The organism is Corallococcus sp. Z5C101001 (assembly GCF_007352635.1).
In the GTDB taxonomy this organism is placed as follows: Bacteria; Myxococcota; Myxococcia; order Myxococcales; family Myxococcaceae; genus Corallococcus; species Corallococcus silvisoli.
In genome coordinates this window covers 1-26,123 of sequence record NZ_VKLU01000010.1, presented here as the reverse complement: position 1 = coordinate 26,123, position 26,123 = coordinate 1, and the positions used below count along the sequence as shown (strand labels likewise).

Genomic DNA, 26,123 nt, shown 5'->3' with positions numbered 1-26,123 from the left:
TCCGTCCCCCTTAACGTCTCGCGGCCTTCGGCGTGCCCATGGCCATGCCCTGGCGCTCGCCTTCCGGACGCGCGGGCGCCGCCACCGGCACGGCCGTGTCGCCCAGGTAGATGAGCTGCCGCAGCGGCTGGCCTTCCGCGCCCGGCAGCCGCTCGTAGCCCAGCGAACCCGTGGGCCCCAGCCGCGCCGCCCGCCCGTGGGCGCGCACCGTCAAGAGGACCTCCAGTTGCATGCGCGCGGGCACGAGCAGCGGCAGCACGTGCCGGTGGAAGCGGTGGCGCACCAGCGGGGGCCAGTTGCGGCCGCGCAGGTCCGCCTCCTCGTCCGCGAAGAGCTCCACCTGGAAGCCGCCCACGTCCGTCGCATAGGCGTTGCCCAGGATGCCGGTGCCGTCCAGTGGCGTGGGCCCGAAGGTGGGGCGCATGCCGGAGAAGCGCGTGCGGAAGGCACGGCGCACGCACGTCACGCGCAGCTCCGGGAACACCTGCTGGAACAGCCATTGGAGCGTCGCCGGCGAGTCCACGCCCACCATGCGCAGGTAGAACCCCTTCGTGCGCTCCCAGTCCCCCACGAGCCCCACGTCCCGCTCCGGGTGCAGCGCGTCCACCAGCGCCGTCAGCAGCCGGTGGTCGAAGAAGCGGATGAAGTCGAGGAACGGCTCCGGCTCCGGCAGCTGCTCGGCCACCTGGAGGAAGTAGCTGGGCAACAGGCCCGGCGTGCCCAGCAGGCCCAGGTTGAGCGTCACCACCACGCGCCGCAACGGGGAGGTGTGGAACGTCACCTCCTCCACCAGCGACGCCGACGCCACCGGCTCCGGGTTGCTCTCGAAGAGGATCCGCTCGCGCCCGTAGCCCTCCGACTCCAGCAGCCGCAGCAGCGGCCCCAGGTCGAAGTCCTTCGCCCGAGCGCGGATGCGCCGCTCCAGCGCGGACAGCAGCGGCGTCGCGCCGCTCATGACCGGGACCGCCTCATTCGCCAGGCCCCACGAACGCGGCCAGGTCCACCTGGTAGAACTGCGACAGCGTGCGCCACTCCATCGAGTCCTTGCGCTCCCAGTGCTCCTGGATGTCCGACACGTGCCGGTTGAGCAGGCCCCCGAAGGTGGAGAACAGCTCCGGCAGATAGCGCCGGGGATCGAAGTCCTCCAGCGTCCGGAGCACGTCGTCGCTCACCAGCGCCGCCTTCTGGAAGTCGCCCCGCGCCACCAGGACCTCGAAGGCCTTGAGCTTGTCGCACAGCTCCAGCAGGTGCGCCGACCCGCGCAGCTGCAGCGGCCCCACCGTGCGCGGGAACGGCGCGGGGGCGGGCGCGGCGGCCTTCGCGGCCCGGCCCTTCGCGGGAGCCGCGGGGCGCGCGGGCTCCGCCGGAGGCGCGGGCGCGGCGGCGCGCTCCTGCGTCTCCTTCAGCCACTGCCCCAGGCCCGCGAGCCCCTGGGCTCCACCGCGGTAGCCCGGAGCCTCCAGCTGCGCCTGCAGCGCCTGGATGCCGCGCAGGGTGTCGCGGCGCCGGCCGTCCGTGAAGCCCTTCGTCCACGCCTCCCAGCCCGCGTCCTTCTTTCCGTGGTGGTAGCGAAGCGCGCTCAGCAGCGTCTGGAACAGCCACGTCAGCGCCTTGTCGAACAACACCACTGGCTTGGTGGCCTTGGCTCCGGCCGACTCCGGGGGCGCCACCGCCCGCGACAACTCCAGCAGCGTCTCCAGCACCTCTGGCAGCCGCGACAGCCCCTCTTCGCGGAGCGCCGCGAAGAGGTAGTAGGCCGCGAGCCGCACCTCATGAAGCCCCTCGCGGTCCAGGGCCTCGATGGCGTCCGCGGCCTCCGCGTAGGACTCCTGCTGCACCAGGTCCGCCACCGCCAGGAAGCGCGAGTCGTGCGCCTCCAGGCGCTCCATCGGGCCGCCCTGGAGCGGGCGCAGGCACAGGCTCAGGTCTCTCATGGTCTGTCTTTCCACTTCATGTTACATGTCTTTCATTACCAAGGACAGACAGCCATGACCCTCGAGAAGCCCGACCTGCTGGAGATCCAATGCAACTGGCGCACCGGCTTCCAGTACCGGCCCGGCTTTCGTGGCTCGCTGGGCTATCTGCTGGAATGGAACGGCTGCGGGGGGCTCAACCTCCAGAAGGACCTGGCGCTGTCCTCGCCCAAGGTGGGGGACTTCGGGCCCACGGTGAAATGCATTGGCCTCATTGAGAAGCTGACCATGGACGGCCCTTCCGGCCCCCTGGACTTCCGGGTGTACGTAGGCCGGACCACGGCGGCCAACGTGCTCAACCACTTCTCGAATCCGCTGGAGAACCTGCGCCTGAAGCTGGCGTGGGCCATCGTCTCCTTCGACGAGGACGGCGACCAGTGGTTCGAAGCCGCCCACCTGAAGAGCCCGCGGACGGCCGAGGCCCTCATCGACACGGTGAATGGCGCACCCCGGGTGTTCCTGGACAATCAGCCCGTCACGCTGTCGGGCGGCGTGGACGTGCGCTTCTACCGCTTCGAATTCAAGGTGGTCCCCGCGCCGAAGAAGAGCACCACGCTGGAGTTCGCCACCAACTCCCAGGAGCGCCGCGTCACCCGGTGGGGCACCGCCGGGTGACGCGGTGGAAACGGGGAGCGGCGCACGCCCTCCCCGCCCCGGCACCGACTATGAGCTGCCTTCGCGGTAGCCCCAGCTGTACACGTCCTTGGCTTCCACGTTGTGGCCGTAGTGGAAGTTGCACAGGTGCTTCTTGTCCGGGATGACCTGGAACGTGAGGTGGCAGAACTTGATGTCGGTGACGCCCACCGACTCCGGCTCACCCACGGTGAACATCACCTCGCTGCCCTTCTGGTTGATCTTCCCGGCCAGCGCGTTCGCGGGCCCGCCGGACTCGTCGCCCAGCGGGTAGCACTTCTCGTACCACTTGCCCGCGGCGCTGTCCCACTCGCAGATCCAGAACGCGAGCCGCTTCAGCTCCGTGTTGGTGACCCCGGTGAAGTCCGGCTTGTTCTCCGGGGAGATCAGCACCGTGAAGTCGATGGGGTCCAGCTTTCCGCCGTCCCAGCTGAGCCGGGTGATGAGGCCCACGCAGCGCACGGCCTTCTTGGCGCCCACGGCCTCCACCTTGACCTCGCTGTACGCGGGCTCACCGTCGAACGGCGTATAGAAGAGGCTGGTGCCCTTGGGGAACGAGCCGTCATCCCTGCCCAGTCCCTTGATGTCCAGCAGGTAGCCCACCGGGTTGTTCTTCTGGGGGCGCTGCTGGATGGTGTCCTGCCAGTCACACGAAATGCCAAGCGGTCCATCACCCATGGTTCATGTCCTCCTGTTTGATGCGGGGTTTGTCAGCCGAGCCGCGCATCCACGCGGAGATCCACGTTCATGCCTTCGAACTGGATGTGCGGGAGGACGGAGAGGTTGCAGTGGAACCAGCCCACCTTGCCGGGCACTTCCGCCACGGTCAGGTTGTAGGCCTTGAACGGGTAGTAGCGCAGCGTGAGGTCGTCCGGATTCACCAGCGTGGTGACGTAGCGGGAGATCCAGCGCTCGATCTGCTGCTGCATGTACTGCGCACCCGCGGTGCTGCCGATGTTCTCGCGCATGATGGCCTTCACGTAGTGCGCGATGCGGCTGATGGAATACGTGTAGGCCAGGTTGGTGACCAGCTGCGAGTTCTCCGAGTCCTTCGGGTCCTCGAACACCTGGGCACGCTTGAGGGACTGGACGCTGAAGAAGACGGCCTCCGCGGAGCCCTTCTTGTGGATGAGCGGGATGAAGCCGCCATTGGCCAGCTCCAGCTCGCGGAAGTCCGGGATGGACATCTCCACGGGCAGCTTCATCTCCTCCTCGCCGCGCAGGTGCGTCAGGTGCACGGGCAGGCCCGCCACCAGGCCGCCGCCGCGGGGGCCCCGGATGTGCTGGCACCAGCCGGACGTCTCGAACGAGCGCACCAGGTTGCGGGCGAACAGCATGGCCGCGTTGCCCCAGAGGTATTCCTCCTCCTTGTCCCCCTTCACGGCCTCCGTGAAGGTCATGCCCGGGGCGGGATAGGTCTCCGGGTTGTAGGGGGGCCGGACGATGTAGCGCGGCAGCGTGAGCCCCACGTAGGAGGCCTCGTCCGTTTCGCGCAGCGCGTTCCAGGCGGAGTACTTGGGCGAGTCCAGCAGGCTGGCCACGTCCCGCAGCTGGGCCACCTCCCGCATGCTGTCGCAGCCGAAGAAGCGCGGGGACACGGAGGCCACGAACGGCGCGTGGCTGGCCGCGGCGATCTTCCCCATCGTCTTGAGCCACAGCATGTCCTGCGGCGTGTTGGCGAACTCGAAGAGGCCCACCAGCGCGCCGTACGGGGCACCGCCGTACTGGTCGTACTCAGCGACGTAGAGCTTCTTGAAGAACTCCGAACCGGCGACGTCCGCCGCGTTCGTCTCCAGGTCCGAGTACGCCTCCTCCTTGGAGACGTCCAGCAGGCTCAGCTCGATGTTGGCCTTGAAGTTGGTGTTGCGCACCAGGTCCGCGAGCGCCGTCCACTGCGCCTCCACCTCCTGGAACTCCGGCGCGTGCAGCACGGCGTTCAGCTGATCCGCGACCAGCGTGTCGATGGTGCCCACCAGCTCCTGCACCGTCTGCTTGTCGAAGCGGCCCTCGTCGGTGTCCATGTTGTAGACCATGGCCGCCAGACTGGAGACGAAGCGCTCCTCGGGGGTGGCGTCGTCGGGGACCAGCATCAGGTCCGTCTGGGTGGCGGGGTCGCGCGCGGGCGGCGCGGCGCCCAGCCGCACGCTGGAGAGGAACAACGGGATGTCCAGGGGCGGGTCGGCCACGGCGGTCGTCGTGGCGGTGGTGGACGACGGGGTGTTGGCGGTGGGCATGGCGGATGGCTCTCGTTCAGGAAGGTCGTGGGGAAGGGCTTGTGCCCGGCATCACGTCGTCGGAGGCGTGGGGTTCGTCGCGGCCAGCTTCTTGGGCAGGCCCAGCGACTGGAACGCGGCCAGCTCCGTCTTCAGCTTCGCCACGGCCTGCGGGTTCTGGGCCAGCTGGCGCACCAGCTGGCGGAACTCCTTGCGGTTGTCCAGGTTGCCCTGGAGCTCCAGCAACAGCTTGCGCAGCGTGAGCAGCGCGTTGATCTTCGGCACCTGGCGAGCCACCTCCACCGGGCTGAAGGACTTCATCGAGTCCAGCTTGATGTTGACCTCCAGCGGCGCGGGCGCCGAGCCGTCCACGGGGTCCTTCTTGTCCACGCGGTTGGGCACGCTGAAGTTCAGCGTCATCCCCATGTTCTGGATGACCTGGTTCAGGTTCTTGCCGTCCAGGTTGCGGATCTCCCGCTGATCCAGGTCCTTCTTGCGGTCAGCGGAGGTGCCCCGGGAGAAGTCCCCCATCACCAGCAGCCGGAACGGAAGCGCCTTGTCCGCCCGGGTGCCATTCACCTGGGTGCGGTAGGTCAGCGTGATGCGTGATCTGGGAATTTCGTCGGTGATGGCCATGGGTGCCCCCGGAACGGAACCGCCGTTTGTACAGGAATTGATAAACCATACGAATACATAAAATCAATACACCCTGGACATATGACCTGACACGCTGGGCTCCGTTTCACCCGGGAGACAAGAAAGACCCAACCCATGATGTCTCCCTCCCCAAAGGGCATGAAACCAGACACGGTGGATTCCCGGGGGTGGCTTGACGCCGCGGGCTTTGAGCCTGTAGCTTTTTTAAATATTTTTCATCCGGGCTGATTTTGTATCGCTCCCTCCGGATGCCCGCTCGGCGCGCAAGCCGTTTCCTTCCCTGCCATGAACCCAGACACCCTCGCGCGAGTCCTGTGGCAGGAAGGGCAGACCCTGCTGCCGGAGCACTTCCGCGCCCAGGAAGAATCCCTGTCGACAGAGGCCCGGCGTTACGCGGGGCTCGCGGGGCTGCCGGTGGTGGGCGTGGGGGCGCTGCGATTCAACGACGTGCTCCTGGACAAGGGCACCGTGGCGCTGGAGGAGCTGAGCGCCGTCCTCCCGGGTGGACACCTGGTGGAGGTGCCGGGCAACGCGGAGGTGACGCCGCTGTCGCTGGAGGAGTCGGGCCGCACGAAGCTGACGGTGTATCTGCACCTGCTGGCCGTCGTGGAGCCCCGGGAGGAAACGCCTGGGCCGGGCGAGGAGGCGCCCCCGGTGGTGCGCGCGGTGCGGCGGCTGTGTCTGTCCCTGGAGTCGGTGGTGGACGACGCCGTGAGCAGCCTGGCGCTGGCGGTCTTCACGCGGAACGCGGAGGGGCCATGGGTCCTGTCGGGCACGCACCTGCCCCCGCTGCTACGGGTAGGGCCCCATCCCTTCCTCACGCCGCTGTTCGAGCAGCTGGACGGGCTGCTCCAGCAGGCCCAGGGACAGCTGCGGACCTCCCTGCGGGAAGGCCTGGTGCGCGGGGATCGGCTGGCCAGCGCGCGGCGGGCGCTCTGCGAGGTGCGGGGGCTCCAGGTGCTGCGCCAGGACATGCGCCACGGCGTGCAGCCGCCGCCCTACCACCTGATGCAGGCGCTGCGGCGGCTGTATTTCGAGACCTGCTGCTACCTGGAGGCGGAGCCGGACGACGCGCTGCCCGCGTATGAACATGACGCACCGGGCCCTGGGCTCGCGCGGTGGATGGAATTGCTCACGCGAGGCTTCCGTCCGCAGGCAAGCCCCCTGTCCTACCGCGCCTTTGAATTCCAGGATGGCCACTTCCGGCTGACGCCGCTGCCCCGGGAGACACCGCCGCCGGATGACTTCTACCTGCTGGTGCGCCGCCAGGAGCGCGACCGGCCCCGGTCCATGGAGGGCGTGAAGATCGCCAGCCCGCTGCGCCTGCCGGCGGTGCGCCGCCAGGCCCTCAAGGGCGTGCCGTACCGGCACGTGGCCTACCCCTCCTTTCCCCATTCCTTCGACGCGGACATCGACTGGTATCAGCTGACACACCAGAGCGAGGAATGGCAGTCCGCGCAGCGGGAAGACGGCCTCACCTTCTTCGCCACCCCTGCGCTGGAGGGCGCCCAGGTGCTCCTCTACTGGCGTCGGGCCTGAGCGTTTTCCAAGGGGGACGGCGCACATGGGCAAGCTCATCTGCACCATCGAGATGGACAAGGAGAAGGGCCTCATCCTCACCACCGAGGACAAGGACGGGAAGATCCTCCAGACGGTGACGATGGATGGCGAGGCCATCACCCTGGAGGTGAAGGGCAATGACGCGACGAGCACCGTCGTGCAGAAGCAGGACAGCGTCACCGTGACGTGCAAGTCGTTCGTGCTGAAGGCGGAGACCATCGAGGTCACCTCCTCGAAGGCGTCTTCGTGGAAGAGCGACGACACGTTCGCGCTGGAGAGCAAGAAGGCCTTCACGCTCACCACCGAGGACAAGCTGACGCAGAAGGCGGCGGCGGACGCGTCGCTCAGCTCCGACAAGGCGGTGTCGCTCAAGGCCGCGAAGGCGTTCAGCGTGGAGGGCTCCGAGGTCAAGGTGGAGGGCAAGACCGGCGCGGTCTCGCTGAAGGCGCCCACCGTCAAGATGGACGGCACCAAGGACGTGGTGGTGGCGGCTCCCCAGGTGAAGGTGGCCGCGGAGGTGCAGCTGGCGCTCAAGTCGGACGCGATGGCGGAGCTGAAGGGCGGCATGACGACCGTGGGCGGCTCCATGGTGAACGTGGGTTGAGGGGGCGCGATGAAGCTGGAGCACTGGCAGGTCGTCTTCACGCAGTACCGGCAGGCCCAGGCCGTGCTGGAGACGTGGCTGCCCTCCGTGGTGCCCGGCTCGGGCGCGGCCTCGGGGCTGGTGGGCCGCGAGGGGCTGCGGACGCTCCAGGAGCAGCTCCTGGAAGTGGTGGAGCGGCTGCGCGCGGGCCTGGGTGCGCACGCACGGGAGGAGGAAGTGCAGGACGCGCTCAAGCCCTTCACGTACCTGGTGGACGAGCGGGTCCTCCTGCGGCTCGCGGACGCGGAGCAGCCCCTGTGGCCGCTGCTGCAGTACCGCCTCTTCGGCGAGGACGGCGGCGGCGAGGCCTTCTACGCGCTCGCGGATCAGCGGCTGGACGAGCCGGGTTCCCCCGCGCTCCTCTTCGAGATGCTGCACTTCTGCATCACCGCGGGCTTCGGCGGCCGCTACCTGGGCCACACCGCGAAGCTGCGCGAGTACCAGGAGCGGCTGGCGGCGCGCATCGTGACGCCCCCGCCCCTGCCCGCGCCCTCGGCGCCCGGAGACGGCTCCGGGCCGCTGCTCTACGCGTTTCCCGCCCGCTACTACGCCATCAGCGCCGCCAGCGTGCTGGGGCTGCAGGCCGTGCTGTGGTGGGTGACCCGGTGACGACCGCGCCCCCACGCCCCGCTCCGGGCGCCCCCGCCGCGCCGGGCCTCGAGTCCGCGCCGGCCGTGCTCCAGGAGCTGTGCCGCCTCATCGACGCGCGCTTCGGGCCCGGACGCCGCGGCATGGGACCCCTGCTGGAAGAGCTTGGCCAGGGACTGGCCGCGCTCCTGCCGGGCCCCGCGGATCCGCGGCTGGCGCCAGAAGCACAGCAGCAGGCCTGCGCGGCGTTCGCCGGCACGTTGGACACGCTGGAAGACATCCTGGAGGCACTGCACCGCGCGGGCCGGGCCAAGGACGTCACGGGTTGGGGGGAGCGCTGAGCCATGGAGGTCATCAAGAAGCTGACGGCGTTCATCCCCCCCGCGTGGAAGCCCTGGGTGCTGCTGGCCCTGGCGCTCCTGGCGCTGGGCGTTCCGCTGTTCCTCGCCTGGCGTGCCAAGCGCAAGGCCGCGGCCTCGGCCGCGCCCGCCGCCCCCCTGCCCCTGGCGCGCAACCGCCTGCGTCAGGTCCGCCAGAAGTTCCTCGCCGGGCTGCCGTTGCGGCACCGGGTGGCGGTGACGGACCTGCCGGGCGTGGTGGTGCTGGGGCCCGCGGGCGCGGGCAAGTCGCGGCTCATCGAGCTGGACCTGGACTGGAAGCGGCAGGCGCGGCAGTTCCTGCCCAGCCTCCTCACGGACTCGCTGCTCCAGGTGTACCTGGGCGCGGACGTCGTGGCGCAGGAGGTGTCCGCGCAGTTGCTGGAGGACGAGACGCCCGAGGCTCGCGAGGCCCTCCGCCGGCTGTGGAAGGACACCTTCGGCCACGGCCAGCAAGCGCTGGCGGTGCTGGTGTTGGACGCGCGCTGGCTGGCGGAGACGCCGCCGGACGAGGTGCGCCGGGCGGCCCAGCTGCTGCGCGGCAAGCTCAACCTCCTGTCGGAGGTGCGCGAGGGCGCGCTGGAGACGCGCGTGTGCCTCACCCACCTGGATGAGCGGGAGGGCTACGGGGACTTCGCGCGGCTGCTGCGCGCGCACCACGTGCCGCTGCGCTTCACGCTGCCCCCGGTCGGTGAGGAGGGCAAGCTGTCCACGCTGCTCAAGACGCACGAGCAGTACCTGGCGCTGGGCCTGACGGCGCTGCCGGTGGAGTCCTTCGAGCGGCTGGAGCGCTTCTACTCGGAGGGGCACGCGCCCTTCGAAGCGCTGGCGCGCTTCGTGACGGCGCTGATGGAGGGCCAGACGCTGGCGTACGCCCCCAAGCTCTCCACCGTGTCGCTGTCCTCCGCGGACGCGCAGACGCGCGACCCGGACGTGCTGTCCGTGTCCGCCGAGGCCAGCACGGCGCGCGCCGTGCGCGAGCGCTACCTGCACACGCACCTGCGCCGCGCGGTGCTGCTGGGGCTGGCGTGCGCGCTGCCCCTGGGGATCGCCTACGGGCACTTCGCGTGGCGGCTGGGGCAGGCGAGCACGCGCGTGCAGCGCTTCGAGGAGACGGTGCAGCGCATGCGCGACCAGGGCCAGGAGGTGTCCGGGGCCGTGGCGCAGGATCAGGTGCTCGCGGCGGGCCAGTCGCTGGACACGCTGTGGCGGGCCATGAGCACCTGGCCGCTCCTGCGCTACAGCTTCACGGGCGCGCGCGAGGATCTTCGCCAGCGTCTGGCGCGGGGCATCCGCGAGGCGCACATCCGGCCCGCGCTGGAGAAGTGCCACCGCCAGCCGGACACGTGCCGGCCGGAGCAGGTCGTCTACCTGCTGGCCACGCTGCACGGCTCACGGGACGAGGCGCTGGGGCAGCTCGTGCTGGCGAGCCTGCGCACCCGCCCCACCTGGAGCTTCATCCCGGAGGCCAGTGGACCGGCGCCCGCGGCGGATGGCGCGACCCTGGACGCGGCGCGCTCCTGGGTGTCGGCGGTGGGCCTGAGCGAGCCGCTGGTGGCCGACTACGTCCTCATGAGCGATCCGCCCTGGAAGGCGCCGGACACGCCCGAGGCGGACTGGGCCCGCTGGCCGTTCCCGGAGCCGCTCACCCTGGAGGCCCAGCTGGCCCCGTGGCAGTCGCACCTGCGGCGGCTGCAGGACCTGCTGCAGAACCGCTCCGTGGAGCCGCACGACCTGGAGCGTCTGGACGCGGACCTGGAGGCCATCCAGGACGAGCGCCGGCGGCTCCAGTCACTGCTGGACGACAGCGCGCGCTTCAGCAGCCTGCCGCGCGCGCTGGAGCTCCTGGCCGCCTCCGAGGCGCGGGTGGACACCAGCCGCTTCCGGGGCATCCCCTCCACGCTCAAGACGGTGGCGTGGATGAACGACCACCGCGAGGTGCTCTCCAACGTGCTGCGCATGGAGGAGGAGGCCTACCTGGGCGTGAAGGCGGTGCAGAAGATGAGCGTGGCGGAGCTGCTGGTCCGCGACGGCCTGTGGCTGCCGGGCAACGGGCCGGCGGTGCTCCAGGTGCCCGTGCTCCAGAGCACCTTCGAGTTCCGTCCCAAGGACGGCTCGCGGCTGCTGCACCAGGCGCTGCTGCGCTACCACGAGAAGACGGGGCGCCTGCCCTTCGGCGCGGTGGCGGCGGGCGAGGACGGGGGCGCGGCGCGTGGAGGCGCGGGGCTCGCGGCGGACCGGCTGGAGTTCGATACGCGGCTGCGCCCGATGGTGGATGAGTTCACCCAGCGCATCAAGGGCTCGGGGCTGCCGGTGGAGGAGGTGTCGCAGCGCCAGGAGCACGTGCGCCGCAAGGTGAACCAGTTCGCGTTCCAGTACCGCAACCGCCTGTTCCAGCGCGTGTCCACCTACCGCTTCCAGGCGCTGGTGCCCGCGCTCCTGGCGGAGGAGCTGGCGCGCCTCACCCAGCCCTCCTCGGAGCTGGTGGACATGCTGCGCGACGTGGCCCAGGGCGTGGCGCTGGAGCCCCTGGAGGGCCCCTTCTACGAATCGCTGCGCAACGCGGTGGCGCCGTTCAAGCCCATCGCCACGGTGATGAAGCCGGACGAGAGCGGCAACTACGCGGCGCTCAATCCCTACCGCGCGCTGGTGGCCCAGATGTCGGACGAGCTGAACGCGGTGCCGCGTCCGGGCGCGGTGCCCCCGGGGGCGACCGCGTCGCTCACCGGCGGCCCGGCCACCCCTCCAGCGCCCAACACCGGCGCCGCGCGCCTGCCGGAGCTCCTGACGCCGCTGGGGCGTCTGGCGTTCGCGATGATGCTGGAGGACGAGGCGTCCTACCTGCACAAGGTGGACGCGTGGCTGGATCAACAGGGGCTCATCGGTGAGCTGCGCCAGCCCTTCCGCCAGCCGTTCCTCGCGGTGCGCGAGCTGGGGCAGCGGGAGATCGAACGGACCCTGGAGCGCCAGTGGGAGGACGCCTCCGGGCGCTTCCTGCGCCCGCTCCTGGGGCGCTACCCGTTCACGGCGGACGCGACCCAGGAGGTGGACCCAGGCGACCTGGAGGTCCTGCGCCGGCAGGACGGCGCCTTCTGGGAGTTCGTCACGCGGGTGCTGGCGCCGGTGTGCGAGGAGCGCGGCTCGGAGTGGGTGCCGCGCGGCGCGCTCCAGTCGCGGCTCGCGCTGCCCGCGGGCGTGTTGCCCACGCTGGGACGGCTGTCCCGGCTGGCCCGCGTGTTGTGGGACACGGAAGGACGGCCACGGCCGCTGCTGCTGCAGGTGATGCCGCTGCCGCTGCCCAAGGCGCCCACGCCGGGCAGCTTCGTGACGCTGGGCTCGCTCAAGTGCGGCAAGACGACCTTCCTGGCCTACAACCAGAGCCCGTCGTGGCAGGAGTTCCCCCTGGCCTGGTGGGATCAGCAGACGGCGTCGCTGATGGTGGAGGTGCGCGCGCCCGCGGACCAGTCAGTGCAGTACGCGTCGCTGGAGAAGTCGCGCTCGGCGTGGAGCTGCTTCCGGTTGCTGGAGTCTTCACAGGCCACGGAGGACCAGCACCGTCAGTGGTCGCTGCGCGCGCGCGGGAGCGCGGCCACGGACGGGGCGATGGACCTCCGCTTCGGGCTCAAGGGTGAGCCCTGGATCCCCTTCCGCGAGGTGCCGCGATGAAACCCTGGGCGAGCTGTCTTCTGGCGGCGCTGTGTCTGCTGTCCGCGTGCCAGCCGAGCACGCTCCATCTGAGCGTGAAGGCCCCCTCGGGAACCAACCAGGGGCGGCCGCTCTACATGCTGGTGCGCAAGGTGGATCCCAAGCAGTTCGCCATCGAGTCCTATGGCGAAGTGTCCGCGCGCGTCTTCCAGCCGGACGCGGACGTGCTGCTGTCGGCGCTCATCTATCCGGGCACGATCCAGCGCATGAAGGTGCCGCTGCCGGACAACGCGCCGGTGGCGGTGTCGTTCCTGTTCACCGCGCCAGACGGGACGTGGCAGCAGTTCGTCAACGCGCCCGCGCCCGGCTCGCTGGACATCGAGTTGCTCGAAGGGCGCATCCGCACCGGAACCCAGCCAGCGGAGCCGCGCCAACCTGACGGCGACGGTGCACCGAAGCCGCCTGAAGCCCCCACCGCCCCCAAGGCGCCCCCTGCCTCCGGCGCCAAGGCACCGGCGCTCACCGCCAAGAACTGAGGTCGCCCATGAAACGGCTCCTGCTCCTCCTCACGGCCTCGCTGTGCGTGCTCTCCGCCTGTGGCCGCGAGAGCGAAGACGAACCGCGTATCGCCTTCGGGCGTTACAACCTGGACCCTGAAGACGGGGGCGACGCCGGGCCCGCCGACGGAGGCGACGCCGGCTCCACCGACGCGGGACTCGGCGACGCGGGCCTCGGTGACGCGGGACTCGGCGACGCGGGCCTCGGTGACGCGGGACTCGGCGACGCGGGACTCGGTGACGCGGGACTCGGCGACGCGGGACTCGGCGACGCAGGTCCTGAGGTGCAGGAGTTCCCGCTGACCCTGTCGGACTCCTCCATCAACTTCGGCCCGCAGGCCTCGTGCAATTCGGGTTCGAGCGCGGTCTCGCTGCGCAACCCCTCCACGAAGACGCGCAAGATCCTCCACGCGACGATCAGCGGGGGCTTCACCTTCCTGGGGCTGTACACCACATCGAACACCCTGTGCGCCCTGCCCTGCACCGTGCCTGCCATGCCCCAGGGCAGCACGAACCGGCTGGACGTGCGGGTGAGCTTCGTTCCCCCTCAGCCCGGGGCCTTCCACGGGACGCTGACGCTCTACACGGATGATCCGGAGCGTCAGTCGCTCCCGATAACGCTCGACGGTCAGGGCACCGGGCCGCTGCTCGTGCTCGGGCAGTCGTCCGTGGCGTTCGGGCCTCAGTTGGTGAACACGCCGACGACGCGCCAGGTGACGGTGATCAACCTGGGCAACGAGTCGTTCTCCGAGGTTCCCTCCGCCACCGCGCCCTTCAGCGTGCCCAACGCGCCGCTGACCATCGCCGCGGGAGCGTCGAAGCCGCTGACCGTGACCTTCACGCCCGCCAGCCGGGGCACCTTCACGGGTGCGCTCACCCTGGCGTCCAGCTCCATGTGCCCCACCCCACCCTTCGCCTGGCTCAGCGGCGAGGGCCAGCTGCCGGCGAAGCTCATCCTCAGCCGCGACACGTTGTCCTTCCCCCAGACCGCGGTGGGCACCGACAGCGCCACGCAGGAGGTCACGGTCCGCAACAGCGGCGACACGATGCTCCAGGTCTCCGCGCTGACCATGTCCCCGGGCGCACCCTTCCGCGTGGACCCCTCGGCCGCCTTCAACCTCGCCGCCGGGGAGACCCAGCGCCTGACGTTGACGTTCCGTCCGACCCAGGCGGGCAACGCCTCCGGAACCCTCTCCTTCACCAGCAATGATGCGACCCTCCCCGCGCCGCAGCTGGCCCTCACGGGCACGACGACGCCGGGGACGGCCTGCATGGACGTGTCCCCGAGGTCGTTCGACTTCGCCGAACAGGAGTCCGGTGACGCGACCAGCGAGCTGCGCCGGGTGACGGTCACCAACTCAGGCAACGTCGCGCTGACGGTGACGCCCGCGCTGACTGGCAGCAATGCCTTCTCGCTGAACCCCGCCACGGCGTTCACGCTGGCACCGAACTCGGCGGGACGGGAGATCCTGATCACCTTCAATCCCGGCATCGGTGAGAGCGGCGCACTGCAGGGTCTGCTCACCTTTGGCACATCCCCGTCCACGGCTTGCCCGTCTGACGTCGCGCTGAGTGGAACGGCGCGCAAGACGTCCCTGACGGTCAGCCCGGCGTCGCTGCCCTTCGGCGACGCCATCGTGGGCGAGGCGGCCCCCACACGGCAGGTCACGCTCACCAACTCCACCAACTGGCCCGTGAAGGTGTTCCCGGTCCCACCGGAGTCGCTGGCGCCCTACACGCTCGCGGGCATTCCCGCCTCGGGGCTGACCATCGCGGCGCGCAGCAGCGCCCTGCTGACGGTGACGTTCGCTGCGAGCGCCTGGGGCGAGTCCTTCCCCCGCACGCTCCAGTTCCAGACGGACGCCACCGTCGCCGTGGCCTCGGTGGCCATCACCGGCCGGGCGCTCGCGCCCGAGCTGACGCTGCTGGTGGACCCCCTGGTGTTCCCGAACGTGGCCCCTGGCGGCGAGCAGACGTCCGACCTGACGTTGCGCAACACCGGCAACCAGGCCCTCTTCCTGTCGAAGATCACCCCGGACAGCGACGCGCACTTCCAGGTGGTCGACTTCCTGCCCCAGACGGTGCAGCCGAACCAGACCGCCACCGTGAAGATCCGCTTCCGTCCCACGGACGTGGGAGCGCTGGAGACGCGGCTGCGCTTCTTCACCACCGACGACAAGGTCCTGCCGCGCACGCTCATCGTCAAGGGCACCTCCGCGGGTCCCATCGCCATCTTCGGCGTGGACGCCATCAGCTTCGGGGCCCGGCAGGTCGACCAGGCGCACGTCAATGGCCAGCTCACCCTGCGCAACCTGATCCAGGCCTCGGAGGGCCTCAAGGTCACGGCGGCGCGCGTCCTGCCCGCCGGCTCGGCCTTCTCCGTGGATCCCATCACGGGCTCCGAGCCAATCATCGGTCGCGGTGAGGAGCGCCCCCAGCCCTTCAACATCACCTTCCGGCCGACGGTGGTGGGCAAGCAGCACGAGGACACGCTGGAGATCGTCTACCAGGGCGTCACGACGGGCGTCACGACCACGCGCAGCTTCGTGCTGACGGGCCGGGGCGCGGACGCACAGATGTCCGCGCCGACCGACGCCGTCGACTTCCCCGCCACGCTGCCAGGCGCGACGAGCCTGCGCTCGCTCGTCATCACCAACTCCGGTCAGGTGCCCATCGATCTGCTGAGCGTGAGCACCGTGCCGGACACCTACTTCCGCGCGACCGTGGACCAGTGGCCGGACACCATCATCCCGGTGGGAGCCACGCGCCGCATCGACCTCACCTTCAACCCGACGGCCACCGGGTCCTTCTCCTCGCAGCTGGAGATCCGGCTGAAGAAGTCACCTGGAGCGCTCGCGCTCTCCCGGCAGCTCTCCGGCGTGGGCGCCTTCGCGAAGCTGGACCTGAGCAACAACCAGCTCGTCTTCGGCGAGGTGCCCCGGCTGGGCACGAGCACCCGGTCCATCGTGCTGCGCAACACGGGCTCCGCGCAGCTCACCGTGAACAACGTCACGGGCAGCGGCCCCTTCACGGCGAAGCTGAACAACGGCCAGTTCCCCATCAACCTCGCGCGGGACGCCACCACCCAGCTCGACGTCACCTTCCGGCCGGAGACGGCGCAGGACGTGAGCGCCACCCTGCACGTCCTGAGCAACTCCGACCAGACCACCGACCTGCCCATCGTCGTCTCGGGCCGGGGCACGGTGCCGCTGCTGGTGCTGCCAGGCGGCACGAGTCCCCGCTTCGCCCCCCAGGCCCTGGGCATCGAGGGGCCGCGCCAGCCCCTGGTGGTGAAGAACGACGGCAAGGCGCCGCTGGTCGTCTACTCCGTGACGGTCCCCGGCGACTTCTGCCTGCGTCCGGATGATGGGACGCAGACCGACGGCTGCCCGTCCGCCCTCTCCGGCTTCACGGTGCTGCCCGGTGACGCGCATACGTTCCTCGTGTCGGCGAAGCCCTCCGCGCGGGGCAACATCACCAGCGTGCTCACGATCGTGAGCAACGCGGAGACGACCCCCAACACCGTGCAGTTGGCGGTCGAGGGCGTGGGCAGCGTGTCACTGCCGACCAGCTCGGTGAACTTCGGGCCGGTGAACTTCGGCTCGTACTCGGATCAATCGGTGACGGTGACCAACACCGGCATCACCTCCGCGCAGGTGTCGGTGGACTTCGCGGCGGGGAGCTCGGAGTTCTCCGCGCAGAACCTCCCGCTGGTGGTGCCCGCCGGTGGCAGCACCCCGCTCACGCTGCGCTTCCGGCCCCAGGGGTCGACGGGAGGTCCCCGGACGCTGCTGGCCACGCTGCGCGTGGGCGGCACGGCCTCGCAGGACCCCATCACCCTCACCCTCCAGGGCACCGCCACGTCGGCGCAGTTGGATGTGACCCGCCGGGACGCGGTGGCCTTCGATGGGTCGCTCGACTTCGGCGGCACGCGGGTGAACACCACCTCCGAGTTCATCGGCCTGCGGCTGACCCACGTGGCGCCGCTCGGGGGGGCGGACGCGGGCACGGAGGCGGGCATGCTCACCGTGCAGGACATCATCCTGGATGGAGAGGACGCCAGGGCGTTCGTCCTGCAGAAGCCGCCCATGCCGGTTCGGCTGGTGCCAGGCGGAAGCATGGACCTGTCGCTCCAGTTCCATCCGGACGCGCAGCGGCGCTTCAACGCGGTCCTGCGCATCACCTCCGACGACAGCCACGCCAGCACCCTGCTCGTGACGCTGGGCGGCCGGGGCCGGACGAACCAGCTCAGCCTCTCCACGCCCACGCTGGAGTTCGGAGCGCGGGTGGCCGAGTCCTCCGCGTCGGCGGTGCGTTCGGTGCGGCTCACCAACGAATCACTCCAGCCGTTGAAGGTGCAGGGCCTGGAGATCATCGGGGTGTCGGAGAACTCGGAGCCGTCGCACTTCAGCGTGGAGTCCGCGCCCACGTTGCCCTTCACGCTGGCGGCGCAGGAGGCGAAGGACCTGTTCATCAAGTTCGTGCCTCGGCCGGACGTCACGTCCAAGGCCGCGCTGACCGTGGTGACGAGCGACCTGGAGTCGCCCGTGGCGCAGGTGGCGCTGTCGGGCCGCGGGCTCTCCACGGTGTTCCGTTCGCTCAGCCGCACGCTGGACTTCGGCACCGTCAAGCAGGCGGAGCCGGTGACAACGAAGGTGGCGCTCACCAACGACAGCACGCAGGAGCTGATCCTGCTGCCGCCCAAGCTGGAAGGGCCGCAGGCCACGCACTTCGTGGTGGTGTCTCCCACGCTGGGCGCGGACGGGCGCGTGTTGGCGCAAGGCGACTCGTTGACGCTGGAGCTCAAGTACGACACGTCACAGATTGGCGCGGCGAAGGCGACGCTGGTCCTGGGCACGAAGGACCAGGAGCGCGCGGCGCTGGTCGCCTTGTCCGGGGTGACGGTCGCCAGCTTCCTGACCATCGAGCCAATGGAGCTGGACATGGGCTGGGTGGACATCGGGGGCACCAGCGCGCCGCGCAGCGTGACGCTCACCAACCAGTCCGCGTCGCCCGCGCGGCTGAGCGTGGTGGAGAACACCAACCCCTCGTTCGAGATCGACGCCAGCGCGCTGGACGCGGAGCTGGCGCCGGGAGCCCAGGCGACGGTGGGCATCACCTTCCGCGGCCAGGTGGGCGGCCCCGCGGAGGGCACGCTGCGGCTGCGCCTCCGGGGAGAGACGACCGCGGAGGCCGCGCTCACGCTGAAGGGGCAGGCCCGGACCCTGGGAGGCACTGGCGGTGGCTGCGCCTGTGGAACCAGCGGAGATGGAGCCGCGGCGCTGGCGCTGTTGCTGCTGCTGGGGCTGGGGCTCGGCCGGCAAGCGAGGCGCGCGCGGAGCTGACCGTTTCAATTCCTGACGCCTGTCGCATCACTCCGAAGGGAGGACCATGGACTTCACAGAACTCAATATCGCCGGAGGTACCGGCGACTTCCATGTGAACCAGTTCCGGATTCACTTCAGCATCCCCGGGCTGGAGGGGGACGGCCGGAACGCGGTGCCCCTGCTCGTGGCGGACTTCATCAAGGACTTCCCCCGGTACTTCAACGGCGTCGAAAAGGGATTGACCGAGAACAAGGCCACGGTGGCCTGGTCCACCAAGAAGTTCGAGCTGAACAAGACGCTCCGGTTCGTGCTCGACTTCAGGTCGGAGAGGTTGGGCATCAACCTGCCCGACATTCACAGCGACTGGGTCCACGTCCTCTGGCAGAACGCGAACAAGGGCTTCGCGGCGCAGACGCTCAAGCGCAACTTCGCGGAGCGCGCGGACTACCTGACGTCCACGATGTCGCCCCTCCTGGGAGAGGTCTTCAACCGGCTCAACCAGTATCACTTCCTCGCGGGGCGCCGCTCCTGGGTGTTCGGGCTCGTCGAACCCGGCATGCCCGGCTGGACGCCTGGGGTCCTCATCGGCAAGAACGAGGGCGGAAAGTTCAAGGCCTACAGCGGGGCACCCCCACCGCTCTTCTACCTGGAGTCCGCCGCGGTCGAACGCTATTCGATGCTCCTGTATGAGCTGATGGAGGAAGGGGGGGACCTCCTCATCGACATCCGGAAAGCGATTGTCTCCATCTGGAGCATCCTCCTGGCCAACTACGTCCAGGCCAGGGGCTTCCGGCTGAACGTCGGGCATCCCAAGAGCTACACGACGGATGACGGGAGCAGCCTCTGGGACAGCCAGGCCACCTGGCGCGGCGTCTACCGCCGACAGGCGGAGCTCGAGAAGCCCGGAGACCTCTACGCCAAGAAGTGGGTCCAGAACCTGCTGACGCTGCACCCGGCGTTGAAGAGCCAGGTGCTCACGAACGGCGAGGGCAAGGGAGTCAGCGGCGGTGGTGGCAGGTCTGGCGGGGCGGGCTCCAGCGGCAGTTGGTGATCCGTACCGACCCGAGGGACCACGCATGCGAGACATCCCCAATATCATCGTGCTGGTGAGCGGGACGACGGACCCGACCAACACCGACACCCGCTCCCACTCCGCCAGCTATCAGAACACCAAGCCCATCACGGATCCGGACTGGTACTGGGGAGAGAACCCCGGACTTCGCAAGGACATCGAGGCCCTGCGCCAGCGATACACCAACGTCCACATCTTCACGGCGCATGGCTGGTCTGGAGACAACGGCAAGTCGAATCGGCGCGTCGCCGGAACCTATCTGGCCAATCGCCTCTGTGGGGCCGAGGGACAAGTCGCCTACTACAAGAAGTTCCTCAAGCAGGAGGTCGCGTTCCATTTCATCGGCCACTCGCATGGCGGGAACGTCATCAACGAGCTGACGCGACAGGCAGCCAAGGTCTGGCCGCGCACCTGGAAGATTCGCAGCGTCACCTATCTCTCGACACCCTTCTTCCAGCGACAGCATCTGGTGGACACGGCCGTGTTCCACGAAGAATGCAAGATCGTCAACGTCCACAATCAATACGACCTGACCCAACGGGTTGTCGCTGACTTCTCGCTGCTGCCATTCCACGACGCGCTGGAGAAGGCAGGGTTCGAGCAGGTCACCCAGCTGTTGGCCGACATCCACTTCGACGGCCAGCTGCTCAAGGACGCCATCAAGTCCACGCGCCCCAGGGACGCGGATGATTCATGGCGGATCAATCTGAAGCTCCTGATGTCCTCCGACAAGGCCGGGAAGCTCTACGACCACTGCATCCAGCTCTTGGAGAAGATCAACGGCATCTTCGCCAAGCTCCGCGAAATCATCCGCACGCTCAGCAAGCCCTTTGAGTTCCCAGTCGCGATCGAGCTCCAAGGCAAGGCGGCCACGAAGCGCGCCATCCTGCCCGAGCTCCTGGCCGGCCGCTTCATCAGTGAACTGGACAAGCTCGAAAAGAGCCTGTCGCCCCTGATGAAGGCGCTCAAGGACCGCAAGAAGAGTGGGAAATACCCTCTCGACGGCCTCTTCGACGACCTGCATGTCTCCACGTTCTTGAAGGCCCTTGCCCAATTCTTGCGGGTGGACGTCAAGACCCTGAGCGGCCCCCTGTGTGACTTGATCGCCGGCATCCTGAAACATCAGATTGAAGCCTTCGACAACACGGGCACCTCTCCCCGGGCCCAGCTCAAGGCGACGCCGTTCAGCGCCAGCCTCACGGATGTCGACATCACCGCGGCGGATCCCTACAGCCAGTTTCAACTCGAAGCGACCTACAAGCGTTTTGTCGGTCGACTGGAGACCAGTGAGGTCCGGTACGACAAGTACTCGACGCAGACCGATCTGATGGATCTGATCTTCACCCTCGTGGCCAACGTGGGCCTGGTCCAGAACCTGGTGTCCGACTGGGGGAAGACCGTGCACAACCTCCGGGTCATCCTGGAGTGGGTGACGATCAGCCTGAAGGTGGAGCGGTTCCTTCCGGACACGCATGTCCTCAGTCCTCTCTCGCCCATCAACCTGTTACGCGAGGCGAGTCACCTGGCGAGCATCCCCGTGGTCGCGTCACTCGCCGAGCTGTGCGGAGCGGTTGAATCCTTTGTGACCGTCCTCCAGGAGCGCAGCGTTGGAAAGCTGGAGGTCACGCCCCTCTTCTCGCCGTTGCAGCCGTTTTCTCTCAACCAGACGCGCCTGCCAGTCCCCAACAAGACCCTCGAGCCATTCCCCCGTGCCCCCGCGAAGCTGGAGCTCAAGCCAGCCGTGACCTACGGGACGATGGACTACTTCATGCGGGTCTCGCACTCCGTCAGCAGGCAAGAGCTCTATCCCAAGGTCCGGTCCGTGATTGAGGGACAGATCACGAGCAAGAAGCGCTGAGCGGCTCGCGGCAGGCACCCCGCTCAAGGCTTGAGGGGAACACACCGGCCGACGGAGCCGGGGCCGCAGCGGGTGCCATCCACCCAGGTCGCATGCTCCAACTGGACGCCTCGAAGGTCGGCTTCGAGGAGTTCGGCACCGCGCAGATCCGCGCCTTCCAGTGAGGCGTCGCGCAGGTGGGCTCCCTGGAAGCGGGCGCCTTGCAAGTTGCAGTAGGAGAGGACTGCCTCGCTCAAGTCGGCCGAGCGGAGGTCCGCGCGCTGCAGGTTCGAACCACCGCTGGGCACGGAATAGGCGTGGGTCCGCTCCGTGCGCTGATAGGGGCCCGCGGGGCCAAAGAACTTGCTCCCGGCGAGCTGGGCACCCCGAAGGTTGGCGCCTTGGAAGTCCGCCCCGTCCAGGGCGTATGCGGAGCGAAGATCCGCGCCTTCCAGGTTGGCATCCTGGAGCTGGGCGCCCGTCAAGTAGGCGCCATCAAAGCGTGCGCCTTGGAGGTCGGCCCGCCGAAGGTCGGTGGAGGTCAGGGACGCGCCGGTCAGGTCCGCGCCACGGAGGTTCGCTTGAGCGAGCCGCGCCTCTCTGAGCATGGCTTGCCGGAGTTGGGCCCCAGGCAACGCCGCCCCTTCCAGCCGCGCGCCCGCGAGCTGACAGCCGTTACAGGCCCGGGTCGCGAGGAGCGTGCGCACGACCTTCTCCTGCTCGTTCTCGCACCCCGCGAGCATGCCCCCTGAAAGGGTCAGGAGCATCACGAGCCGGGAGACGGAAGACCGCCAGTGGGGAGTCGAAGCCGACGTCATCACAACCCCTTCGCGCCGGAGGCAGCGCTCGTCTCGGTGGCGACCGGAGCTGGCGCCAGCACCGGCACGCCAGGAACCCCCGGAGATACCATGTGGAGGACGGTGCTGAACAGAAGCGGGGGCCGCGCGGGCCGCGCAGTTCGCCCGTGAGCAGGTGTTGCCGAGAGAGGTCCGCGAAGGACCGTCGGCCGGCTACGCGTCCGCAGGCCCCTGGCCGTAATAGTGATGCGTGAGTCGGCCTTCGCTGTCGAAGCGCGGATAGCGACCTTCGGCCAGCGCCGGCGCGTCGGGCATGGCGCTGGCGTTTGTGTGCTCCAGCAGCTCCGACAGGAACCGCGAGTAGGCCTCGCGAGGAGCGACACCGGGATACCGCTCCGGAAGCCCGAGCCCGGCGGCCGGGACGCGCAGCACGGTCGGGCCATGGGTCGTGTCACCCCACGACACCACGAGGTCGGTGAGCACTGTCTGCCGGGGAGCGGCGCCCTCGGGGACGGCTGCCGGCAACATGCCCACGGCCACGGCCAGGATCTCGGTGACGGACAGCGACCTGCGCTGACCGCCGCGGGCCTCCACCATCAGTGCCTTGTCGGACAGGCTGAGGATGCGACAGGGGATGATGCGAGGAGGCATCGTCGAGCCTCCGGGCATCACGGGCGCTTGGGCCGCGATGGCGCGTGCTCTCGGTGTGGCAGCCTCCGTGTCCAGAGTGATGCCACGGTCCCTCAGCCGCGCCTCCATCCGAGTGACTTCCGACTCGAGCTGCCCCACGCGCTCCGCCAATGCCGAAGCATCGCCGGTCGCCAGCGCCTTCGCCCGCGACAGATATTCGAGTGCCCGCGCCGGCTCCTCACGGCCCGCAAGACGCAACTCCGCCGCGCGAATCAAGGCCCGTACCGCCATGATGCCGCTGCCCTTGCCAGCCACGGCATACAGGGGTTCGGCCATGCGGAGGGCGGAGAAGGATGCGCCCTCCACTTCCAGCACCTGCGCGACCCGCCATGCGACTCCGGGGCGCAGGCAATCCAAGGGAAGCAGCGGGCCGAGCAACTCCACGGCCTGCCAGATGGGCTCGGGTGTCTCGCGAGCCACGAGCAACTGGAGCGCCTTCTCCACCTTCGCGGCACCGGACGCATCCTTGCCGTCCTCCAGCTCCATCCGCCCCAGCGTGAGCAATGCCTCGGTGTTGTCGGGCTGGCCCCCCAGCACGCGGAGGATGCCCGCGCGCGCCTTCTCGCGGTCGCCGTTCTCGAGCGAGCTCTGGGCCTCCACCAGGCGGGGATCCGCGACCCAGCCCCCCTCGCGCGCGGCGATGGCGGGTGCGACGAAGCGCTCCTCCAGATGGGTGATGCGCAGCGCACTGGCCGCGCAGAAGCCAAAGACAAACCCGCCGATGTGGGCCATCACCGCGACGCCCGTGTTGTTCCCCCAGAGGACGAAATCGAGCACTTCATTGCCGAACCACAGGCCCGCCCAGGCCCAGCCCGGGACACCGAAGGTGCCGCGCCAGATGCGCAGCAGCCAGATGAGGTAGCCCACGCGGACCTTGCGCGTGGCGAAGCGCAGACAGAAGGCCCCCATGCAGGCCGCCACCGCACCGGAGGCGCCGACCATCAACGTCTCCGAGCGGGGATCGAGCGTGAAGTGGGCCATCGCCGCCACCAATCCGCCCACGACGTAGAAGCCTGCGAACAGCGGCCTCCCCCAGACGTCCTCGAGAAGCAACCCCACGAAATAGAAGAACAGCATGTTCCCCAGCAGGTGCATCCAGCCGAGGTGCAGGAACATGTACGTCAGCCAGCCCCATTGAAACACGCCCCGCGCGGGCACCAGCCCCAGGCGATGGAGCAGGTGCGAATCCTTGCGCTCCAGGACCTGCTGACAGTGGGCGTCGAGCCGCGCCTGGAGCGCCGCGACGTCCACGCGCGGGCTCGGAGCCTTCGCCCGGGAGCGCAGCTGGGTGATCAGCTCCTTGCCCTGCTCACTGAGCAGGGCGTTGCAGCCCGGGGCCAGCTCCAGTTGGGGGTGTTCGGCTGTTTCCCGAATCAGGGCAACGAGCTCACGCTCGCTCACGCCCGTCGGGTTCGCTGGAACCACCCAGGTCACGAAGAAGGCGACGACACAGATCGCCGCGATGGTGACGGACACCCAGGGGCGACGATCCAACGTCGCGCCATCCACGCCCAGTGGAAGGAAGAACATCATGAAGGAAACTCACCCCAACGGGCGGGACCCCCACCCATGACGCATCCTGACAGGGAACCATTCCCCTCGCGACCTGCCGCCCCCTCATACGAATCGGTCGCGTCCCCTGGGCACCGCGGACCTCAAAAAAGAAGTCCTCTTCGACGAAACACCGCTGCTGGACGACCACCATCAGGCGCCGTTGAAACCCGTCGCCAGACAGCAGTCGCCCCTCAGCCCCCAACCGGAAGAGTCAATCCAGCCGCTTGTAGAGAAGCACGAAGCCGCCCCGGCTCCACGTCAGCACCTTGATGCGGTCGCCTTTGCGCGAGACGAAGGCGAAGAGGCGCCCCGAGTAGACGTCCTCGCCCCAGGCCGTGCGCACCAGCGCCATCAGCCCGTCAAGCGACTTGCGCATGTCCACCGGCTCCGCCGCCAGCACCACGCGCACCGACGCAGGCAGGGCGAACACGGCCTACCGCCCCAGCGCCGCGACGAGCCGGGCCACGTACGCCACGTCGGTGCCCACGGCGAATCGCACCCGCGCTCCGCTCGCGGCCACCACCTCCAGCAGGCACTCCGTCGCATCAGGGGACGTCCCCACTTGCACCGGCAAGAGTCTCACGGCTTCCGCTCGCGACGCCCCGCTCCGCCGACGCCGGTACACCCACGACTGCAACGTGCTCAGCCGCACGCCTCGCTGCGCTGAGAATGCCTTCTGCGTCAGCCCGCTCGCCTCGAACGCTTCCGCAACGCGCGCCCACTCCGGCTTCTCCATTGGCTTCGACATGCACGCCAGGGTCCACCGCCCCGACGCCTCACTCAACGCCTCTCAGCACGTCGTTGGCCGGACGGATACGGCAATCCCTCACGGCACGTCGTTGGCCGGACGGATACCAATGACCGAAGAACTTCTGGTGCACGCCGAGGGCGCAGCTTTCATCGCGGATACCGGCTATGACGCCGACCGCATTCGCACCAACGTTCGAAAGCTCAGGATGAAGCCTGTCATCCATTCGAACCCGAGCCGCAAGTGGGCGTTGCCGTTGGACCGCACCCTGTACCGGCTACGCTACCGGGTGGAGTGCTTCTTCCACGACCTCAAGCGCTTTCGTGCTGTCGCCACCCGCTATGACAAGACGGCGATCAGCTACCTCGCCGTCCTGCACGTCGCATCCATGCTTCTTTGGCTGCGCTAATCAGGGACAGCCCCTAGTACCACCTGATCAGATTCGTGATGGGCCGCGCGGTAGGTTCGAGTCGTCGACGAGCCTGCGGCAGAGGGGGCAGACGCCTATCCAGCGCAACAGCACCTGTTGAAGACGGCGGCGGACTTCAGGCAGCGTCCATTTCACCCGGCCCCGGGGGGGAAAGCGCTCGTCGGAGCGCGAGAAAGCCATGGGCCATGGCGCAGAGGGTGGCGTGGTGGTGGAAGCCCCGCCAGGTGCGGCCCTCGAAGTGGTCCAGGCCGAGTTCCTGTTTCATCTCCTGGTAGTCGCGCTCGATGCGCCAACGCAGCTTGGCCAGGCGCACCAGGGTGCGTATGGACGTGTCAGCCGGGAGGGAGGAGAGCCAGAATTTCGTGGGGGCCTGCGCTCCCTGGGGCCATTGGCACAACAACCACTGCTCATCTCCAGGCGGCACTCCATTCATATGCCGGTGCGCCGTGCGGATGCGGACGGCTGCGAAGCGAGAGGACTGCCAGCCACGGCTTCCCTCGCGCCAACTGACGGCGCGGTACTTCAACTCCTTGGCCAGCACGCCCACCAGCACCGGCGGATGCTTGTCGTCGTAGTGCCGAGAAGAAGGCCGGCCGCGACTGCCCGGCGGCTTCTTGCGAATGGTTGGGGTGCTGCCTGGTGGCCAAACAGACGTCTCGCCCTTGATGCCAACCACATTGTCATGGGCCGGGGTAATGGATCGCAGCGGGGTCACCCAAGCTGTTCGTAGCAGGGTCGGCCAAGTGGATCGCCCCGGGGTCGGCCAGGCGGATCGCGTTGCGTAGCAGGAGGGCGGCGCCCCCGCCGCACTGAAGGAATCCG

21 protein-coding genes are annotated in these 26,123 nt (G+C 68.9%); 11 read left to right on the top strand and 10 right to left on the bottom strand.

The window, feature by feature from the left end; translation table 11 throughout:
* Window positions 1-10: 10 nt before the first annotated feature.
* Window positions 11-955 carry a type VI secretion system baseplate subunit TssG gene (locus FOF48_RS22495; protein ID WP_143904828.1) on the bottom strand — a complete coding sequence of 315 codons (945 nt, stop codon included), beginning with the start codon at window positions 953-955 and terminating at the stop codon, window positions 11-13.
* 13 nt (window positions 956-968) lie between these two features.
* Complete coding sequence (locus FOF48_RS36535; protein ID WP_186002027.1) at window positions 969-1,934, bottom strand: type VI secretion system protein IglI family protein; 966 nt, start codon at window positions 1,932-1,934, stop codon at window positions 969-971.
* A gap of 54 nt (window positions 1,935-1,988) precedes the next feature.
* On the opposite strand from FOF48_RS36535, the gene FOF48_RS22485 reads away from it, so the two are divergent.
* The gene (locus FOF48_RS22485) at window positions 1,989-2,588 is read left to right on the top strand and encodes a hypothetical protein (protein WP_143904827.1); all 600 of its coding nucleotides are present in this window, start codon (window positions 1,989-1,991) and stop codon (window positions 2,586-2,588) included.
* A 48-nt stretch (window positions 2,589-2,636) separates the two neighbouring features.
* Here the strand turns inward: FOF48_RS22485 and FOF48_RS22480 are convergent, their stop codons facing one another.
* Genes FOF48_RS22480 through tssB form a run of 3 tightly spaced genes read right to left on the bottom strand, consistent with a single transcriptional unit; the run spans window position 2,637 to window position 5,455 of the window.
* Complete coding sequence (locus tag FOF48_RS22480) at window positions 2,637-3,284, bottom strand: hypothetical protein (protein ID WP_143904826.1); 648 nt, start codon at window positions 3,282-3,284, stop codon at window positions 2,637-2,639.
* A gap of 32 nt (window positions 3,285-3,316) precedes the next feature.
* Entirely contained in the window at window positions 3,317-4,840 is a 1,524-nt protein-coding gene (gene tssC, locus FOF48_RS22475; protein ID WP_143904825.1) for a type VI secretion system contractile sheath large subunit, read from the bottom strand.
* 51 nt (window positions 4,841-4,891) lie between these two features.
* Window positions 4,892-5,455: a type VI secretion system contractile sheath small subunit gene (gene tssB, locus FOF48_RS22470; RefSeq protein WP_143904824.1), complete on the bottom strand. Its 564-nt coding sequence runs from the start codon at window positions 5,453-5,455 to the stop codon at window positions 4,892-4,894.
* A 306-nt stretch (window positions 5,456-5,761) separates the two neighbouring features.
* Between tssB and tssK the strand changes: the two genes are divergently transcribed.
* From tssK to FOF48_RS22425, 9 genes are read left to right on the top strand one after another with little or no spacing between them, the layout of a single operon-like run.
* Window positions 5,762-7,015 carry a type VI secretion system baseplate subunit TssK gene (gene tssK / locus FOF48_RS22465; protein ID WP_143904823.1) on the top strand — a complete coding sequence of 418 codons (1,254 nt, stop codon included), beginning with the start codon at window positions 5,762-5,764 and terminating at the stop codon, window positions 7,013-7,015.
* Between the two features lie 25 nt (window positions 7,016-7,040).
* Complete coding sequence (locus FOF48_RS22460; protein WP_143904822.1) at window positions 7,041-7,640, top strand: hypothetical protein; 600 nt, start codon at window positions 7,041-7,043, stop codon at window positions 7,638-7,640.
* A 9-nt stretch (window positions 7,641-7,649) separates the two neighbouring features.
* Window positions 7,650-8,288: a DotU family type IV/VI secretion system protein gene (locus FOF48_RS22455; RefSeq protein WP_143904821.1), complete on the top strand. Its 639-nt coding sequence runs from the start codon at window positions 7,650-7,652 to the stop codon at window positions 8,286-8,288.
* Window positions 8,285-8,608 carry a hypothetical protein gene (locus FOF48_RS22450; RefSeq protein WP_143904820.1) on the top strand — a complete coding sequence of 108 codons (324 nt, stop codon included), beginning with the start codon at window positions 8,285-8,287 and terminating at the stop codon, window positions 8,606-8,608. The genes FOF48_RS22455 and FOF48_RS22450 overlap by 4 nt, the downstream gene beginning before the upstream one ends.
* 3 nt (window positions 8,609-8,611) lie before the next feature.
* Window positions 8,612-12,310 carry a type VI secretion IcmF C-terminal domain-containing protein gene (locus FOF48_RS22445; RefSeq protein WP_143904819.1) on the top strand — a complete coding sequence of 1,233 codons (3,699 nt, stop codon included), beginning with the start codon at window positions 8,612-8,614 and terminating at the stop codon, window positions 12,308-12,310.
* Window positions 12,307-12,825, top strand: a complete 519-nt coding sequence (locus tag FOF48_RS22440) for a hypothetical protein (protein WP_143904818.1) — start codon at window positions 12,307-12,309, stop codon at window positions 12,823-12,825. Before FOF48_RS22445 ends, FOF48_RS22440 begins: the two co-directional genes overlap by 4 nt.
* 8 nt (window positions 12,826-12,833) lie before the next feature.
* The gene (locus FOF48_RS22435) at window positions 12,834-18,191 is read left to right on the top strand and encodes a choice-of-anchor D domain-containing protein (RefSeq protein ID WP_143904817.1); all 5,358 of its coding nucleotides are present in this window, start codon (window positions 12,834-12,836) and stop codon (window positions 18,189-18,191) included.
* A gap of 46 nt (window positions 18,192-18,237) precedes the next feature.
* Window positions 18,238-19,224 carry a hypothetical protein gene (locus FOF48_RS22430; protein ID WP_143904816.1) on the top strand — a complete coding sequence of 329 codons (987 nt, stop codon included), beginning with the start codon at window positions 18,238-18,240 and terminating at the stop codon, window positions 19,222-19,224.
* A gap of 25 nt (window positions 19,225-19,249) precedes the next feature.
* Window positions 19,250-21,103 (top strand): hypothetical protein, encoded by a 1,854-nt coding sequence (locus FOF48_RS22425; RefSeq protein ID WP_143904815.1) that lies wholly within the window; start codon window positions 19,250-19,252, stop codon window positions 21,101-21,103.
* Between the two features lie 23 nt (window positions 21,104-21,126).
* On the opposite strand, the gene FOF48_RS22420 is transcribed toward FOF48_RS22425, so the two are convergent.
* The 4 genes from FOF48_RS22420 to FOF48_RS37210 all read right to left on the bottom strand — a co-directional run bounded on the left by FOF48_RS22420 (window position 21,127) and on the right by FOF48_RS37210 (window position 24,706).
* Window positions 21,127-21,789: a pentapeptide repeat-containing protein gene (locus tag FOF48_RS22420; RefSeq protein WP_186002026.1), complete on the bottom strand. Its 663-nt coding sequence runs from the start codon at window positions 21,787-21,789 to the stop codon at window positions 21,127-21,129.
* Window positions 21,790-22,092: 303 nt separating this feature from the next.
* Window positions 22,093-24,102 carry a rhomboid family intramembrane serine protease gene (locus FOF48_RS22415; RefSeq protein WP_143904813.1) on the bottom strand — a complete coding sequence of 670 codons (2,010 nt, stop codon included), beginning with the start codon at window positions 24,100-24,102 and terminating at the stop codon, window positions 22,093-22,095.
* Between the two features lie 232 nt (window positions 24,103-24,334).
* Window positions 24,335-24,553, bottom strand: coding sequence for an IS66 family insertion sequence element accessory protein TnpB (gene tnpB / locus FOF48_RS22410; protein ID WP_143904812.1), 219 nt, complete (start codon window positions 24,551-24,553; stop codon window positions 24,335-24,337).
* Between the two features lie 3 nt (window positions 24,554-24,556).
* Entirely contained in the window at window positions 24,557-24,706 is a 150-nt protein-coding gene (locus FOF48_RS37210; protein WP_255442551.1) for a hypothetical protein, read from the bottom strand.
* A 55-nt stretch (window positions 24,707-24,761) separates the two neighbouring features.
* Here FOF48_RS37210 and FOF48_RS37205 point away from each other — a divergent pair, with 55 nt between their 5' ends.
* Complete coding sequence (locus FOF48_RS37205; RefSeq protein ID WP_255442550.1) at window positions 24,762-25,280, top strand: transposase; 519 nt, start codon at window positions 24,762-24,764, stop codon at window positions 25,278-25,280.
* Between the two features lie 136 nt (window positions 25,281-25,416).
* Here FOF48_RS37205 and FOF48_RS37780 read toward each other — a convergent pair whose 3' ends face one another.
* Complete coding sequence (locus FOF48_RS37780; protein ID WP_143904809.1) at window positions 25,417-26,016, bottom strand: transposase; 600 nt, start codon at window positions 26,014-26,016, stop codon at window positions 25,417-25,419.
* Between the last annotated feature and the right edge of the window lie 107 nt (window positions 26,017-26,123).